This is a genomic window from Nocardia sp. NPDC003183, from assembly GCF_053590715.1.
This window is the reverse complement of the sequence record NZ_JBSFTG010000007.1, coordinates 197619-213241: the sequence shown is the minus strand read 5'-3', so window position 1 is coordinate 213241 and position 15623 is coordinate 197619. Positions and strand designations below refer to the sequence as shown.

13 protein-coding genes and 1 pseudogene are annotated in these 15623 nt (G+C 69.2%); 8 read left to right on the top strand and 6 right to left on the bottom strand.

Going from position 1 to position 15623, the window contains the following annotated elements:
• Positions 1-34 precede the first annotated feature (34 nt).
• From ACWDXS_RS22175 to ACWDXS_RS22160, 4 genes are all read left to right on the top strand, one after another.
• Entirely contained in the window at positions 35-1159 is a 1125-nt protein-coding gene (locus ACWDXS_RS22175) for an FAD-dependent oxidoreductase (protein WP_449968233.1), read from the top strand.
• 97 nt (positions 1160-1256) lie between these two features.
• Positions 1257-2378 carry a phosphoserine transaminase gene (gene serC, locus ACWDXS_RS22170; protein ID WP_378990499.1) on the top strand — a complete coding sequence of 374 codons (1122 nt, stop codon included), beginning with the start codon at positions 1257-1259 and terminating at the stop codon, positions 2376-2378.
• Between the two features lie 312 nt (positions 2379-2690).
• Entirely contained in the window at positions 2691-3704 is a 1014-nt protein-coding gene (sepH, locus tag ACWDXS_RS22165) for a septation protein SepH (RefSeq protein WP_378990500.1), read from the top strand.
• A 170-nt stretch (positions 3705-3874) separates the two neighbouring features.
• Positions 3875-4606 (top strand): DUF6928 family protein, encoded by a 732-nt coding sequence (locus ACWDXS_RS22160; RefSeq protein ID WP_449968230.1) that lies wholly within the window; start codon positions 3875-3877, stop codon positions 4604-4606.
• A 3-nt stretch (positions 4607-4609) separates the two neighbouring features.
• Here the strand turns inward: ACWDXS_RS22160 and ACWDXS_RS22155 are convergent, their stop codons facing one another.
• Positions 4610-4909 (bottom strand): DUF2537 domain-containing protein, encoded by a 300-nt coding sequence (locus ACWDXS_RS22155; RefSeq protein ID WP_378990502.1) that lies wholly within the window; start codon positions 4907-4909, stop codon positions 4610-4612.
• The gene (locus ACWDXS_RS22150) at positions 4906-5709 is read right to left on the bottom strand and encodes a TrmH family RNA methyltransferase (protein ID WP_378990503.1); all 804 of its coding nucleotides are present in this window, start codon (positions 5707-5709) and stop codon (positions 4906-4908) included. Before ACWDXS_RS22150 ends, ACWDXS_RS22155 begins: the two co-directional genes overlap by 4 nt.
• A gap of 25 nt (positions 5710-5734) precedes the next feature.
• Here ACWDXS_RS22150 and ACWDXS_RS22145 point away from each other — a divergent pair, with 25 nt between their 5' ends.
• Positions 5735-6136 (top strand): YccF domain-containing protein, encoded by a 402-nt coding sequence (locus ACWDXS_RS22145; protein ID WP_378631982.1) that lies wholly within the window; start codon positions 5735-5737, stop codon positions 6134-6136.
• Here the strand turns inward: ACWDXS_RS22145 and ACWDXS_RS22140 are convergent, their stop codons facing one another.
• Positions 6137-6568 carry a MarR family winged helix-turn-helix transcriptional regulator gene (locus tag ACWDXS_RS22140; protein WP_379295987.1) on the bottom strand — a complete coding sequence of 144 codons (432 nt, stop codon included), beginning with the start codon at positions 6566-6568 and terminating at the stop codon, positions 6137-6139.
• 68 nt (positions 6569-6636) lie between these two features.
• Here ACWDXS_RS22140 and ACWDXS_RS22135 point away from each other — a divergent pair, with 68 nt between their 5' ends.
• Positions 6637-6897, top strand: a complete 261-nt coding sequence (locus ACWDXS_RS22135; RefSeq protein ID WP_379313841.1) for a DUF2530 domain-containing protein — start codon at positions 6637-6639, stop codon at positions 6895-6897.
• On the opposite strand, the gene ACWDXS_RS22130 is transcribed toward ACWDXS_RS22135, so the two are convergent.
• Positions 6894-8918 carry a neutral/alkaline non-lysosomal ceramidase N-terminal domain-containing protein gene (locus ACWDXS_RS22130; protein WP_449968224.1) on the bottom strand — a complete coding sequence of 675 codons (2025 nt, stop codon included), beginning with the start codon at positions 8916-8918 and terminating at the stop codon, positions 6894-6896. The genes ACWDXS_RS22135 and ACWDXS_RS22130 overlap by 4 nt on opposite strands.
• Between ACWDXS_RS22130 and ACWDXS_RS22125 the strand changes: the two genes are divergently transcribed.
• Positions 8899-9663 (top strand): TetR/AcrR family transcriptional regulator, encoded by a 765-nt coding sequence (locus ACWDXS_RS22125; protein ID WP_378990507.1) that lies wholly within the window; start codon positions 8899-8901, stop codon positions 9661-9663. The genes ACWDXS_RS22130 and ACWDXS_RS22125 overlap by 20 nt on opposite strands.
• Position 9664: 1 nt before the next feature.
• Here ACWDXS_RS22125 and ACWDXS_RS22120 read toward each other — a convergent pair whose 3' ends face one another.
• Complete coding sequence (locus tag ACWDXS_RS22120; protein ID WP_449968338.1) at positions 9665-13069, bottom strand: sacsin N-terminal ATP-binding-like domain-containing protein; 3405 nt, start codon at positions 13067-13069, stop codon at positions 9665-9667.
• Positions 13070-13890: 821 nt separating this feature from the next.
• Positions 13891-14787, bottom strand: a pseudogene (locus ACWDXS_RS22115) (DUF3027 domain-containing protein); the annotation flags it as partial.
• Positions 14788-14795: 8 nt separating this feature from the next.
• Here ACWDXS_RS22115 and ACWDXS_RS22110 point away from each other — a divergent pair.
• Positions 14796-15572, top strand: a complete 777-nt coding sequence (locus ACWDXS_RS22110) for a glutaminyl-peptide cyclotransferase (RefSeq protein WP_449968221.1) — start codon at positions 14796-14798, stop codon at positions 15570-15572.
• Positions 15573-15623: the final 51 nt, after the last annotated feature.

Here is a 15623-nt window from a genome sequence, read left to right as displayed (position 1 = left end):
GGAACGCCGTTCCAGAATCGGAAAGGAAATCGCTATGACGACACCGGTCACGATCATCGGCGCCGGCCTCGGCGGCCTCACGCTCGCCAGAGTCCTCCACGTCCACGGCATCGCCGCGACGGTCTACGAGGCCGAGCCGTCGGCGGGCGCTCGCACCCAGGGCGGCCAGCTCGACATCCACGAACACGACGGCCAATTCGCACTCGCCGCGGCGGGCCTCACCGCCGAGTTCCGCGCGATCATCCACGAGGGCGGCGCGGCCTCCCGGATCCTCGACCGCCACGGGGAGCTGCTCCTCGACGAGCCCGACGACGGCGGCACCGGACGGCCCGAAGTCCTGCGCGGCGATCTGCGACGCGTCCTGCTCGACAGCCTGCCCGCGGACACGGTCCAGTGGGGCCGGAAACTGACCGAAGTCGCCGCTCTCGGCGACGGCCACCACGAGCTGACGTTCGCCGACGGTTCGATCGTGCGCACCGAGCTGCTCGTCGGCGCCGACGGCGTCTGGTCCAGGATCCGCCCGCTGCTCTCGACGGCGCGACCCGAATACGCGGGCGCCGTCTTCGTCGAGACCTACCTCTACGACGTGGACAACCGGCACCCGGCGGCGGCAGCGGTGGTCGGCGACGGTGGCATGTTCGCGCTCGCACCGGGCAACGGCATCTCCGCGCACCGCGAGGCGGGCGATGTCATCCACACCTACGCCGAACTCGCCCGCCCCGCCGACTGGCTCGACGGCATCGACTTCACCGACCCCACCGCCGCGCTCGCCCGGGTTGCGGCCGAATTCGACGGATGGGCGCCCGAGCTCACCGCACTGATCACCGACGGCGACACCCCGCCGGTCGCGCGCACGATCAACACGCTGCCCACCGGCCACCGCTGGGACCGTGTGCCCGGCGTGACCCTGCTCGGCGATGCCGCGCACCTGGCGCCACCCGCGGGCGAGGGCGCCAATCTCGCCATGCTCGACGGTGCCGAACTCGCCGCAGCGCTCGCCGCGCACCCCCGCGACCGGGAAGCGGCACTCACCGCCTACGAAGCGGCCCTGTTCCCCCGCAGCGCGAGGGCGGCCTCGGACGCGCACCGCATCCTCGACCTGTGCATCGGCGACAGCGCGCCGTTCGGGCTGGTCGACTTCATGACCGGCGTGTCCTGAGGATCCCCCGGCGAACACGAGTGGGCCGTCTCACAGCCGGTTCCCGACCCCGCCCCCGTGCGCGTACGAGCTTCGGCCGACCACTAAACTCGCCCCCATGACCAGTGCGTTCCCGACCATTCCCGCCGACCTCAAGCCCGCCGACGGACGGTTCGGCTGCGGCCCGTCCAAGGTCCGCCCGGAGCAGCTGCAGTCCCTGGTGACTGTCGGCGCCTCGGTGTTCGGTACCTCGCACCGCCAGAAGCCGGTCAAGGACGTCGTCGCGCGCGTGCGCAACGGCCTGCGCGAGCTGTTCTCCCTGCCCGACGGCTACGAGGTCGTGCTCGGCAACGGCGGCACCACCGCGTTCTGGGATGCCGCCGCCTTCGGCCTGATCCGCGAGCGTTCGCTGCACCTGACCAACGGCGAGTTCTCCTCGAAGTTCGCCTCGGTGGCCAAGGGCAACCCCTTCATCGGCGACCCGATCGTCGTCAAGGCCGAGCCGGGCAGCGCGCCCGAGCCCGTGTCCGACCCCTCGGTCGACCTCATCGGCTGGGCCCACAACGAGACCTCCACCGGTGTGTCCATCCCCGTGTCGCGTCCGGTCGGTTCGGAGAACGCCCTCATCGCCATCGACGCCACCTCGGGCGCGGGCGGTCTGCCGGTGAACATCGCCGACTCCGACGTGTACTACTTCGCCCCGCAGAAGTGCTTCGCCGCCGACGGTGGCCTGTGGATCGCGATCATGAGCCCGGCCGCGCTGGCCCGCGTCGCCGAGATCAAGGAATCGGGTCGCTGGACCCCGGAGTTCCTCTCGCTGCCGATCGCGGTCGACAACTCCTCCAAGGACCAGACCTACAACACTCCGGCGCTGGCGACCCTGCTGCTGTTCGCCGACCAGATCGAGTGGATGAACGCCAACGGCGGCCTCGACTGGACCGTGAAGCGCACCCTGGATTCGTCCTCGCGGCTGTACTCGTGGGCCGAGTCGAGCTCCTTCGCCACCCCGTACGTGTCGAACCCGGCGCACCGCTCGCAGGTCGTGGGCACCATCGACTTCGACGACGCGATCGACGCGGCCCAGGTGGCCAAGATCCTGCGCGCCAACGGCATCGTCGACACCGAGCCCTACCGCAAGCTGGGCCGTAACCAGCTGCGCGTCGGCATGTTCCCGGCGATCGACCCGGAAGATGTTTCGCAGCTGACCCGTTCGATCGACTGGGTCGTCGGTCAGCTCTGAGATAAGACCGCGATAGGGCCGGTGCCCGGTGAACCCATTCGGTTCGCCGCGCACCGGCCCTTCTTGTTCGGACTGCACACATTCGCAATATTCGCCGAGTTTCGACAGATCTCGGTATCGATATTTGATGTTGATCTATCACCAAAACCCCTGTACACAAGCTGAATTCGGGTGGTGAGCCGCTCAGATTAGCCCCCTGGGCACGGCTGGTGCGCGATTTAAGTCGTGCGTGTCTGCTGCGGCGGCCAAGTAATGTGCACTACTGTCTAGGAAAGTGGGCGGTGTCGTAGCCGACGCGATAGGGAGGTAACGGTGCGTGAACTTCGAGTGATCGGGGTGACGCCCGACTCCACGCACATCGTGTGCAGCGACACCGAGTCCGGTACCAAGTTCCGGTTGCCCGCCGACGACAAGCTCCGCGCGGCGGCGCGCGGCGACCTCGCACGATTCGGCCAGATCGAGATCGAAACGGAGGCGACTATGCGTCCTCGCGATATCCAGGCCCGTATTCGCGCTGGAGCGTCCGTCGAGCAGGTCACGGCAGAGTCCGGCATGCCGGAATCCAAAGTCGAACGATTCGCCTACCCCGTCTTGCTCGAGCGTGCGCGCGCCGCCGAATTGGCGCAGAAGGCGCACCCGGTGCGTCCCGACGGCCCCTCGGTGGAAACGCTGCACGAGATCGTCACGGCGGCCTTCGCCGAGCGCGGCCACACCATCGAACAGGCCGAGTGGGATGCCTGGAAAGACGAGAAGGGTTTCTGGGTCGCCCAATTGCAGTGGCGCCACGGTCACTCCGAGATCGCCGCGCACTGGCGCTACCAGCCCGACGCGCACGGCGGCTCGGTGTCGCCGCTCGACGACCCGGCCAACGACCTGATCGATCCCGACTTCGGCCGCGCGCTGCGTGGGCTGGCGACGATCCTGCCCACGCCGGTTCCGGCCGCCTCGCCGGTGCTCGAACCGCCGACCCCGGTGGAGCCGCGTCCGCGCGAGCAGATCGCCGCGCCCGCGGCGCGTCCGCAGAGCCGGCCCGCGCCGAACGTGGACGAGTACTACGAGCAGCGTCAGGTCGCCGCAGGCGGTGGCACGGCGGCGATTCCGGCCGCACCCATCCCCGCGGCACCGATCCCCGCCGCGCCCAAGCCCGCCGCCCCGAAGCCCGCTGTTCCCGCCACGCCGAGCCAGCCCGCGGCGCAAGCGGACAAGCCCGCCGAGGAACCGGTAGCCGAGAAGCCCGCACCGAAGCCCGCGCGCACCAAGCGCGGCAAGGCGCCCATGCCGTCCTGGGAAGACGTTCTGCTGGGCGTCCGCAGCTCCGGCAACTGAAAGCTTGCGGACGGTCACGGGCCCGGTCGCCATATCTCGCAAGAACATGGGTAACTCGCCGGGAACGAACTGACGTACCACGTCCGCCAACCGTCAGCCGCCGACGCCATCGAGCCACCCACCTGAGTCTGGCTTGAATACACGGAGAGGCGGGACAGAGAGGCGGGACAGTGGCTTCTACGCTCTGGTATGTCGATACGCCTGATCCGGTGGCGGTGCTGACCGGAACTATCGAGTCCGATCCTGTCGCGGCGGCGGCGTTGGCCGGGCAGTTGTACGGCGACCACGACGTTCGGCCGCACATGGTCGGGACGCTCGCCGGATGCGCCGCACCGGATCGGGACGAGGTCTATATCGGGTGCTATCCCGGATTGACCGTGGTGTGTACGGCCGAGGCCGCGCTGGTCCATCCGACGAAGCTGCCCGATCTGCTGGTGCGCCCGCTCGCTTCCGAGCACACCTACCTGGTGTCCTACGACACGACACTGCACTGGGGCGCGTTCGCGCATTGGGAACGTGGCGAATTCCGGCGGTCGTTCAGTTCCACCCGGGTGGACATTCTCGAGAACGAAGGGCTCCCGATGGTGTGGGAGCGCACCTTCTGGGCGGGCGAGCATCCGGTGCCGTGGCGGGGTTCGGACCATCCCGAACCCCAGTCGCTGCCGTTCGATCCACCGGATTTCGCCGACGCCGCCAATGACGAATGGCTCGGTTTCCGCTACCTGACCCCGGCCGCTTCCGGCCGACTCACCCCCGGCGACCTGCCGGTCTGCGGTTTCACGCTGTATCCGAAAGGCCAGGCACCGGAGCAGAAGCGCGTGCCGGTCGGTCGTCCCGGGGCGGCGACGCGGCGCGAGCGCGGGCTCTTCGGGTGGTTGCGCGGTGCCGATCGGGTGCTGTGAGCGTCAGCTGAGCTGGTAGACGATCACGGCGATCCAGCCGAGCACCACCGCCGCGGCCGCACCCGCCAGCACCCACCGCACCACCGGCGTGAACCGCCACCGCCACGCGGTCGGCGCCACCCCGATCGCCGCCACCACGTTCACCCCGATCGCCAGCAGCGGATTGACCGCGGCCAGCGCGCAGCCGAAGGCGTAGACCGCGACCCCGCCGAGCAACGCGACCAGCACGACCACGGTGCAGCCGGCCGCCCATGGCACCGAATCCGCTTGCGCCCGATACGGTCCCTCACATTCCTTGCTCATGACGTGCGCACTCGTTCGTAGAACGCCATCGCCGCCGCGGTCGCGACGTTGAGCGAATCGGTTCCGGGTGACATCGGGATGCGCGCGCGAACATCGGTGGCGCGCATGGCTTCTTCGGTCAGGCCGGGCCCTTCGGCGCCGAGCAGCAGCGCCACCTTCTCCCCCGTCATCGCCGTCGCCAGATTCACCGCCGCGGGGTTCGGCGTCAACGCGATGATCTGGAAACCCTTGTCCCGCACGAGGTCCAGGCTCGCCGGCCACTGCGGCAGTTGCGCGAAGGGCACCCGGAGCACATGTCCCATCGACACCCGTACCGCCCGCCGATAGAGCGGATCGGCGCATCGGTCGCCGAACAGCACCGCGTCCGCGCCGAGCCCGGCGGCGTTGCGAAACATCGAACCCAGGTTCTCGTGGTCGTTGACGCCCTCCAGGACCGCCACCGTGCGGGCGCCGTCGAGCACCTCGTCGACGGTGAGCTCCGCCGGACGCGGCGCCACGGCGAGTACGCCGCGATTGAGATGGAAGCCGACCACCTCGGCCATCACCTCCGCGCTCGCGCGGTAGTACGGCAGATCGCGATCGGCCAGATCGCCTTCGAGGGTCTCGAAGCGCTTCCCGACGCCGAGCAGGGCGCTGGGCGCGAAACGCGAGTCGAGCATCCGCTGCACGACCACTACGCCCTCGGCGATGACCAGGCCTTTTCGGCCCGGCAGATCCGGCCTGCGGTCGGCATTGGACAGGTCACGGAAGTCGTCGACGCGCGGGTCGGTGGGGTCGTCGATATCGATCACTTCGGCCACCGGCTAATCCTGGCATGCTGGAAGCATGAAGATTGTCCAGTTGATCTTGAACGTGCTCTGGGTGGTGCTGTGCGGGTTCTGGATGGCACTGGGGTACCTGCTCGCGGCACTGATCTGTTTCATCCTGATCGTCACCATCCCGTTCGGGATCGCCTCGCTACGCCTGGCCGGGTACGTGCTGTGGCCGTTCGGCCGCACCGTCGTCGACAAACCCGGTGCGGGCGCGGGCTCGCTGATCGGCAACGTGATCTGGTTCGTCTTCGCGGGCTGGTGGCTGGCGCTGGGCCATGTGTTCACCAGCATCGCGCTGGCGGTGACGATCATCGGTCTGCCGTTCGCCTGGGCGAATCTCAAGCTGGTGCCGCTGTCGCTGTTCCCGCTCGGCCATGACGTGGTCTCGGCCGACGCGGCGCGGCAATCGAGCTGATCACTCCGATTCGGCGACGATCTGGTTCATGATGCCGACGGCTTCCCCGAGCACCGCGATCTGCTCGGGGCGCAGTCCGGCGAGCTGACCGGTCATCCACACCTCGCGGGCATTGGTCTCGTCGGCGATCAGCGCGCGACCGGCGGGCGAGAGCGAGACGATGATCTGCCTGCCGTCGGTCGGGTGCGGGCGGCGCTGGACCAGGGAGAGATCGGCGAGCGAGGCGATGACACGGGTCATCGACGGTGGTTGCACGCGTTCTTTGCCTGCCAGCGCGCCGGGCGTCATCGCGCCATCACGAGCCAGCGTCGCCAGAGCCGACAGCTGAGTAAGCGAGATCTGCGCATCGGAACGGCGTCCGCGCAGGTGTCTCGTGAGCCGCACGACGGCCAGTGAAAGATCACCGGCCAGGGCACGGACGTCCGATGGCATTGTCACAGTGCAGAACTCTACGGTAAATCCGGCTGTGCTGACGGGTTTCACACGGCTACTGTTTGGGTATGGACGCCGGACCTGTCAGTCCCGAGATACCGCAACTGCCCCGATTCCTGGTCGACCCACGCCCCGTGGTGCTGGGTGGCTTCGCTCTGTGGGTCATCGCGACCGCGGTCGTGTGGATGAACGCGAGCTGGGCCGATGCCCGTCCGGTGTGCCTGATGGGGCTCGTGGTGGGCGTGCTGGGGTCGTCGATCTTCCTGTTGCAGCGGCGTTCCGCGCGGCGCGGTGACAAGGGCGCCCAGGTGGGCCTCGACACCGACTAGCTCACCGCGAATTCGTCGCTGGTCCCGAGAACCGGGCGAAGCGTGCCGTCGGCGCCCAGTGCGTCGGCGTAGTGCACGAATCGGTGCACGCCGGGTTCGGCCGTCGCGGGGATATCCCAGGTGAAGCGGGCGATCGAGACCGAGGCGCCCGCTGTGCGCCAGTGGAAGCGGACGTCCCATTCACCTTCGTTGGCCACCCGATCCCAGCCCGTCGAGGTCTTTCGCTGCACGTGCAGGAAGGTGTCACCGCGGCGCGGATTGTGTTTCGGATGGGCCGAGACGAACTCGACAGCCGCCTGTTCGCCGCGTCGACAGGCTGCCGGCTGGATCAGGACGTCACCGAAACCACGGCCGGGCGGGGTCGCGTCGGGCCCTGGCGCGGCGGCGAAGTTCGGTTGCAGCGCGGAGACATCGCGCGGCGCCGGACCGCGCCCGACCGGCTGACCCGCGGCGAACGCCGCTGCCAGTCTGGTGAATTCCTGCACATACCCGCACAGCGTATAGCGGCCGAACAGCGTCGAAGCGCCCTCGTACTGCTGCGAGTCGTATTCCTCGGGGGTGGTGACGTATTCGTGGTAGCTGTTCGAATAGCCCTGTAGCAGTACCTGTTCCAGCTCGACGCCGAGCGCCGCCGCCACCGCGCGGCGCACGCGCAGCCCGGCGACGATCGTGAATTCCGCGCCCGCGGCGGCCAGATACAGGTCACCGATGCGAATCAGCTGGATCGGCACCACATTCGGAACCCACGGTACGGGCGGCATCAGCCCGAGCGGGGCGAAGATCGCCTTGGGCGCCTGGGCGTCGGCGAGCCAGGCGGGGTGCGGGTGGTCGATGCCGCCGAGGAAGTCGACCATCGGATTGCGCACGCCTTCGGGGATCGGGCCGCCGGGCAGGCCGGGACCGTCCTCGACGCTGCCCGCCGCCAGCGAGACGCCCGCCGCGGCCGGGGAGGTGCGTCGCGGGGCGCCGTCGGGGGTGAAGCGGCCGTCGATCGTGAGCGCGGCGAGATCGATGTAGCAGAGCATCGAGGCGACCTCGGCCTGCTGTACGGCGGCCTGCGCCGCCGCCTCTTTCGCCGCGTGATGCTGGCGTTCGCCCAGGATCCTGGTGTTGTCGAACTCGTCGGTGGTCGGTCCGTTGCCGGGCGTGAGGCCGAGATTGGGCGACATGTCACCGGCATTGGTCTGCGCGAACGCGGCGAGGAAGCCGGCGCCGTCGAGGTGGCGGACGCCGTGCTCGAGGTGCTCGGCGGCGTAGCTCGCGTAGCCCTTGTTGTCGGAGCTGATCAGGCGGTTCGCGTTGGTCATCGAGGTGTTGTGGGTGGCGAACCAGGTGAGCGCGCCGACCTGACGACCTTGTCTGGCGAACACCAACGTGGTCACCGCGGGGTCGATCGCGTCGGGGAAGACCGCGCGATCGGCGGCCGGATTGCGCTCGAAGGCCACGCGCGAGCGGTTGACACTGGCGTCGTGGAGTTCTGCGCGCCCCAGGCTGATGGCACCCGGCGCGAAGTCCGCGTCGGCCGCCACGATCGCCTCGACGATTCCGTCGACCTCGGCGTCGAAGACCTGCTGCTGAAATCCCAGCGTCGCCAGCGTGTAGGCGTAGTCGTGCGCGGAACCGCCACAACTGGCGTGGGTGTGCGTGGAGGTGAGAACGACATTCCGCTCGGAATACCGGTCACCGAAACGGCGGGCGAGCGCGAGCAGCACCGCGCCGTGCACCGAGGCGAACACCGCGCCGTTCTCCACCGCGACGAACGCGATCCGAAATCCGCGCGCACCGATGACGAACGCACGCGCGCGTGGGCGCAGATGAATTCCCGCTGTTGTCTGTTCGAGTTGGGAGTAGCCCATCATGCCGCATTCCGCGGCCGGGCCCGTGAGATCGGCGCTACCGAGCCCGAATTCGAATCCCTCGGGATTCGCGTGGGCGACCGGCATTCCCCTCTGCGAGATGACGGGCAGTGCCGTGGCACCCAGTGCCGAGACAGTGAGCATAGTGCGGCGGGACAGGGACATCGGGCGACTCCTTCGCAACTTCCATTTCGGAGACAACCACATCAACTGGTCAAATGTCCAGGATTTTCTGGCGGACCGGCGAATTGACTGTTCGTGGCGTGAGCGCTTAACTCGCACAGTGTCCTCCCGATTGAGCGTCGAAGAACGACGAGCCCACCTGATCGAGGCAGCGATCGGTCTCGCCGAGAAAAAGGGCGTGGCGGGCGTGACCACGCGCGATGTCGCCCAAGCGGCAGGCGTCTCGCTAGGTGTGGTGCATTACTGTTTCGAAAACAAGGACGCGCTGATGACCGAGCTGGTCAAAGCGCTCTCGATGGAATTGCGCGATTCCGTCGATGCCGATGAAACGGTATGGGAAGACGCAGGAACAGGAAAAGAAGCACTTCAGAAATTGGTGCGCCGCGGTTTGGAACTGATGTGGCGCAACATCGAAGCCACTCCCGAACGGCAGTTGCTGACCTACGAGACCACCACCTACGCGCTGCGCGAGGGCGAATCGACGCCGGCCAAGCTGGCGATCGCCCGCGAGCAGTACGGGTTCAACGACAGCACCGTCGCCGATGTGATCAACCATTGCAGCGAGGCGACCGAGACGCGATGGAACACCCCGGTGGCGACGCTGAGCCGGTTCATCCTCAATGTGATCGACGGGATCGTGCTGCGGTGGCTGGTCGATGACGACAGCGAGTCCGTGCAGGTTCAGCTCGATCTGCTCGCCGAGATGGTCGCCACGCACGCGGAATAGATCAGCCGCGCGGCGCCTGTACGTGGGTCACGTCGCCCTCGCACCACCACGGGACGTGGACAGTGCCCGAGATCGCCCCGCGCAGATGCACTTCGAGGGTTTCGTGCAGCACCAGCTCCCCGGTGACGTCCTGCGGCGACCACAGCTGACGCAGCACCACACCCAAAGGCTCTGCGGCCCAAGTACTTCGGCGACCGGTGCCGAGCACCTCGGCACTGACCTCCGCCGAGACCAGCGGAAGGTCGAGCAGGGTGGCCAACGCGTCCGCGTGTGCCGTGTCGCCGACCACGAGGCGTTCCGGCGGGACAACGAGGCCGAAGCAGGGCTGGTCGAGAACCATGGCGGTACTCGCGTCGACGACGTCGCCGGACAGTGCGCGGATCTGCTCGGGCAGATCCAGTTCGCGCGGATCGAGGACGCCGGACGCGACCGCGGCGGCCAGACGGGCATTGGTTCGGGCGATCACCTCGGGGGCAGGGGATTTCGACGGATCGGCCAGCGCGTCGAGGAGTTCCTCGGCCAGCGCGGCGGACATGATGTCCGGGCGCACGAGAACGGGGCGCAGCGCATCGAGATCGGGGCCTTCGATGCCGACAGCCGCGAATACCGGTAGAAGTCCGTCGAATTCGTCGTCGTCGGGGTGGTGGAGCCGGCCCAACGGAATGCCGTCGATCTGGGCGTGGCGGTGCAACCACCAGGCGGTGTAGCCGTCGCGATCGGCCAGCAGGGCACGGGTGCGCGGCTCGGACAGCAAGTGGCGCAGCGCTTGCGGCCAGCGGTCTTCGTCGACCAGGTCGAGATCGCGGACCGCGACGAGCTCGCGGGGGTCTTCGGAAAGGCTGTCCCACCAGGACTGTTCGGCGTCGAGGTCGTGATCGGGGCCGACCGGTTCCGGATCGGTGAGCACCGCGAAACCCCAGCCGACACCGATCGCGCGCAAGGCCTGCTCGCCGTACTCGGCGACGGCGGCGTCGGCGACGGTGCCGAAGGGGGCGTCGGATGCCAGGACCTCGGCGAGCGGGGCGCCGGGCAGCAGCAGTTCGTCGGCGGGGCTCAGCTCGCCTGTTTCGTCGGGCAATTCGAGCAGGCCGAGCCAGTCGGGCAGCGAGCCGTGGGAGGCGAAGGGCGCCAGCTGGAGCACCGCGGCGACCGTGTCCGGGTCGGCCGGATCCTGCTCGAGCAGATCGCGCAGGGCCGGATCGGTGAGCAGGTCATCCGAACTCGCGCTGCGGGCCCCCAGCCGACCGAGCAGCGGGTGCGTGGCGTCCGGGTGCACCAGGCGCGCCCAGTGCACCGGCACGGCCACCGTGAGCTGATCATCGAGCACCACGGTCCGCGGACCGGTGACCAGCCGCCCGTCGGTCAGCGGCACGGCCAGCGCGCCGAATTCCTCGGCGGTCCTGGTGTCGACGACGAACGGTTCCAGGGCGGCGTAGAACCGCCGCCACCACCGTGGTTCACGTTCCAGTCCGCTCGTCCGCTCGGCCACCGCGGCCGGTCCGAGCCGATGGACATCGAGCACCGCCAGCTTGTCCTGACCGGCACGGCCGGACAGCTCCGGAATCACCAGCGGTCCGGTGATCTCGGCGAGGATCGCGGCCAATTCCGGTGTGAGATCGGGAAATACGCTCGCGCGGGTCGGTGTGCTGCACGGCGCGTCCGCTGCGACCGGTTCGTAGGTGGGCTCTTCCGGGGCGAAAGGATCGCTGTGCGGTGCGGATTCGCCCGAGGCGAGAGGGGATCCATCGCCGCCGGTCGCTTCGGCATCGTCGGATGCGAAGAGAGCCGCCAGATCCGGCAGGTCATCCGAAGCCGACGCGCCGCGCCCTGATCGTGTCGTGACGCCATGGCCGGGTGTGCCTGGTTCGTCCGACGCGAAGAGGTCCCCGAGGTCGGGAGCGCTGTTCTGCCCGGCATCGTCGGTTCCGAAGTGTCCTGGCGGGTGGAGATTCTCAGATGAAGCCGGCGAGCCGGGCTCCGGGAAGTCCGACGGATCGGCTGTGGCCTGCTCGCGCGTGGCGCACACCGGGAGCCAAGGGTTGGTACGAAGCTCGGCGATCACGGCTTCGCGGAGGATCGCGTCCGCTTCGCTGCGGGCGAAGCCGGGCGTGGGGACCAGGACGAGACGGTCCCGGGGCGGCAGCGCGCGGGCGAAATCCGCGTATCCGGAGGCCAATTCGGCGATGCGGGCGCCGGGAAGGAGGCGGCGGCGGTCGGGCTGCATCGGGATATCGGCGACCAGGATCGCGGGGAGAGAGAGTTCCTCGTCGGATCGAGTCGGGGCGCGCAGGACATCCGGGGCAGTCGCGACGGGGCGACCGTGACGGAGTGGGAGTAGCCAGCGGGCTCGGGGAGAGCGGTACTGCCACCACACTCGGCGCGCGCCGGACGGGAGGGTGATCGTCAGCTGGGAGAGGGTGCCGGGGCGGTCGGCGTGGGACACGTTGGCGTCGAGCTCGCGTGGGGCGTCACGTCCGTCGGCTGCGGCTGCGGCTGCGGCGTCCGCGGCCGTGGCTGTGGCTGTGGCGGTCGCGTCGACGGCAGCGGCGGAGGCGTCTGCGGCCGCGGCTGTGGCTGTGGCGTCGACGGCAGCGGCAGCGGCGTCTGCGGCCACAGCTGTGGCGGTCGCATCGACGGCAGCGTCAACGGCGGCGGCGTCAACGGCGGCGGCGTCTGTGGAGGCGGCGGCAGTAGCGTCGGTTGTCTGGGCGGCGTTGGAACGAATAGCGTCAGCAGGTTGGGCGTTGGTGGCGAGAACAGTTACCGCGCTGGTGAATTCGTCCGTGTCGATACGGATGCGCTGCAGGGCCGGTAGTTCCAGGAGGAGGTCGGGGGCCTCGGCTCGCATGGCGTCGAGGAGGGCCGCGGGGTCGATGTCGTCGCGCAGGTGTACGACGATCTCGGTGTCGGTGCCCGCGAGTGGGGTGGTCGGCACCGGCCAGGCCAGGCGCAGGACCGGGGGCGCGATTGTCGTCAGGTTGTCGGGGATGCCGATGCCCGTGTCGTGCAAGGCGTTCAGCGTGGCGACGCGGGAGAAGCGCAGGGATCCGGTCGTCGAGCGGACCTCGATCTCGTCGCCCACGGACCGCACCGCGGTGAAGCCGACACCGAAGCGACCGACCTGGGCGGCACCCGCCTTTCCGGAGGCACGCAGTGCCGTCAGCGCGTGCACACCGGAAACACTCAGCGGCGCACCGGTGTTCGCGACGTGCAGCCGCCCGTCCAGCACCCGCACGATCAGCTCACCCGCGACACCGGCCTTGGCCGCGGCGTCGGCCGCGTTCTGCGCGAGTTCGGTGAGCAGCCGGTCCCGGTAGCCCGCGGCCACCAGATCCGCCTCGCTGGCACTGTCCTCGCGTAACCGCGTCGGCGAATCCCGCCACGCGGCAAGTACTCCGGCCCGCAGCTCCGCGGTACCGAACGGGTCACCCGCTCCGTTCAGCGCGACACCGACGATCCGTGCTCGCTCAGATCAGCCGACTCCGCCGCTTCACCGGATCCCGCATCGCCCGACACCGCGGCCTCGCCTTCAGCGGAAGCCTCCGCATCCGACACCGCAGCCTCACCCTCGACGGAAGCCTCCACGCCCGACATAGCAGCCTCACCCTCGACGGAAGCCTCCACGCCCGACACAGTCTCGGCGGCAGGTGCAGCCTCCGCGACCGCGTCGGCAGCAGTCGCTACCTCGTCCGATGCGCCCGAAGAGCTCTCGGCATCCGAAGCGGCCGAGGTCTCAGCGGTGGCTGATTCGTCGCCGACGGCGAGTTCTGCCTCGACGGTGGGTTCGGCCGAAACAGTCTCGGTCAGAACCCCGGTGTCCGAGGCGATTTCGGCGGTGACGACCTCATCGGCCGACTCCGGCAGGGCGCCTTCGGTGAGCGCGTGACGCTCAGCGTCTGCGGCGGCGACCGCTTCGGCCTCGGCGGTTTCCTGCCGGTCGCCTGCCCGCTCCGCCGCGGCTTCGCCGACCTCGGTCAGCGAGTCCGCGGAACTCGGCTCGGTCTCGGGGTCCGAGGTGGGCGGGACGGCGGCGACCGTTTCGGCCGCTACCTCCACGACCTCGATCGCCGGGTCGGCGGAAGTCTCGGCGACAACCTCCACGACCGTCGTCGCGGGGTCGGCGCCGGCAGGCTCGGCCTCGACCTGGTCGACCACTGTGGCCGACACTTCGGCCGTCGCCTGGGACGCGGTCTCCGACGCGGAGTCTTCACCGGTCGCCGGGGCCGCAGCCGCTGATGCCGAGTCAGCGCCGGTCGTCGGGACCGCTGATGCCGGGGCGTCAGCAGACATCTCCGCCGCGGCCTCTGTTGCCGAGTCCGCGCCAGCGGCCTGGGATGTGGCCTTGTCGATCGCGTCCTCGACAGCCGGGCGGACGATCTCGACGAAATCCACCGCGTGGTCGTCGAATGCCTCGTACAGCGGGGATCCGTTGCCGCTGGGTGCCACCACGTCGGAGTGGGCGCCGCAGCCGTATTCGATGTGGACGACGTGGCCGTCGGCACCCATCGCATTGCCACAGACACCGAAGGACTCGCGCAGGGCGCCGGCCAGCGGCAGGTAGAAGCCGCACATGCCGCAGGTGCCGGGGGCGGCCTTGGCCATCTCGGTGTCGGGGCCGAACTCGGTGAACCAGCGCTGGGCGGCGTCGGCGCGGCCTTCGAGGCTGAGCACCTGGACGCGGCCGAGGCCCACCTCGCGGGCCACCTCGTCGATCACCGGATCGCCGGTGGCGACGTAGCCGGGAACGAGACGGGGGTCGTCGGCGGGGGCGGCGAGCAGGTCGCCGGGGCCGAGGTCGCCGGGGCGGACCCGCTGTTCCCACGGGACGAAGTCGGGGGCGATCAGGGCGTCGAGGGCAGGCAGCAACGCCGACTCGCTCACCGTCGCGTGGTCGGCGCCGGGGGGCGCGGCGACCACGACGGCCCACTGCCAGCCGCGGTAGCCGGGCAGGGTCGCCTCGAACCGGTGGGTGGCCGCGGTGTCGTCCTCGGCGCTCACCCCCAGATGGACTCCTACCCCGTCGGGTTCCAACGCGACGAGCGCACGACGTGCGACCTCGGCCGCGTCGGCCAGAACGGGACGCACGCCGGACTCCGAAACAGATACTGCGCTCACGGCATACATTTTGCCGTATGAAGTGCAATCGCAGTTCGTTGGCCGTCGCAGTGCTGGTCAGTGTGCTCGGCGCGGGGGCTTGTAGCGGTCCAGAGGAGCCCGGACCGACGCGGTTACGAGTCGAAGTGATCGGCTCGTCACCGCACGATCCGCAGGCCTTCACCCAGGGTCTGGAAGTGGTCGACGGCGTCCGTTACGAGAGCACCGGAATGTGGGGCGTGTCGACCGCGCGGGCCGCCGACCAGCGCACGGGCGCCGAAACAGCGCGCGTCGACCTGCCTGGTCGCGTGTTCGGCGAGGGCATGACCAGGGCGGGCGCGATCGTGTGGCAGTTGACCTGGCAGGACGGTTTCGCCATCGCCCGCGACCCGGTCACCTTGGCCGAGACCGGTCGCGCCGACTATCAGGGTGAGGGCTGGGGATTGTGCGCACAGCCACAGCGGCTGGTGATGAGCGACGGCACCGGCACGCTCACCTTCCGCGACCCGGTGACCTTCGCGCAGACCGGTTCGGTGACGCTGTCCGGCTACCGCGATCCGAAGCCGAACGAATTGGACTGCGCGGAAGACGGCACGGTCTACGCGAACAACTACCCGACGGACGAGATTCTGCACATCGATCCCGAGACCGGCCGGATTCTCGCCGTCATCGAGGCGGGCGGACTGCTCACCCCCGCCGAACGGGCGGGCACCGATGTGCTCAACGGCATCGCTCACCTGCCCGGCACCGATCGGTTCCTGCTGACCGGCAAGTACTGGCCGCGCATGTTCGAAGTGCGTTTCGTCGGGAAATAACCCGGGTGTGGCCGACATTGCCGCGGCGCGAGTGAACACGCGCCGCCCGAG

Excerpts from the sequence above, each read along its gene's own strand:
- ACWDXS_RS22175 (WP_449968233.1), top strand. The coding sequence starts at position 35 with ATGACGACACCGGTCACGATCATCGGCGCCGGCCTCGGCGGCCTCACG.
- serC (WP_378990499.1), top strand. The coding sequence starts at position 1,257 with ATGACCAGTGCGTTCCCGACCATTCCCGCCGACCTCAAGCCCGCCGAC.
- ACWDXS_RS22155 (WP_378990502.1), bottom strand. The coding sequence starts at position 4,909 with ATGAGCAAGGAATGTGAGGGACCGTATCGGGCGCAAGCGGATTCGGTG.
- ACWDXS_RS22145 (WP_378631982.1), top strand. The coding sequence starts at position 5,735 with ATGAAGATTGTCCAGTTGATCTTGAACGTGCTCTGGGTGGTGCTGTGC.
- ACWDXS_RS22140 (WP_379295987.1), bottom strand. The coding sequence starts at position 6,568 with ATGCCATCGGACGTCCGTGCCCTGGCCGGTGATCTTTCACTGGCCGTC.
- ACWDXS_RS22135 (WP_379313841.1), top strand. The coding sequence starts at position 6,637 with ATGGACGCCGGACCTGTCAGTCCCGAGATACCGCAACTGCCCCGATTC.
- ACWDXS_RS22130 (WP_449968224.1), bottom strand. The coding sequence starts at position 8,918 with ATGTCCCTGTCCCGCCGCACTATGCTCACTGTCTCGGCACTGGGTGCC.
- ACWDXS_RS22110 (WP_449968221.1), top strand. The coding sequence starts at position 14,796 with ATGAAGTGCAATCGCAGTTCGTTGGCCGTCGCAGTGCTGGTCAGTGTG.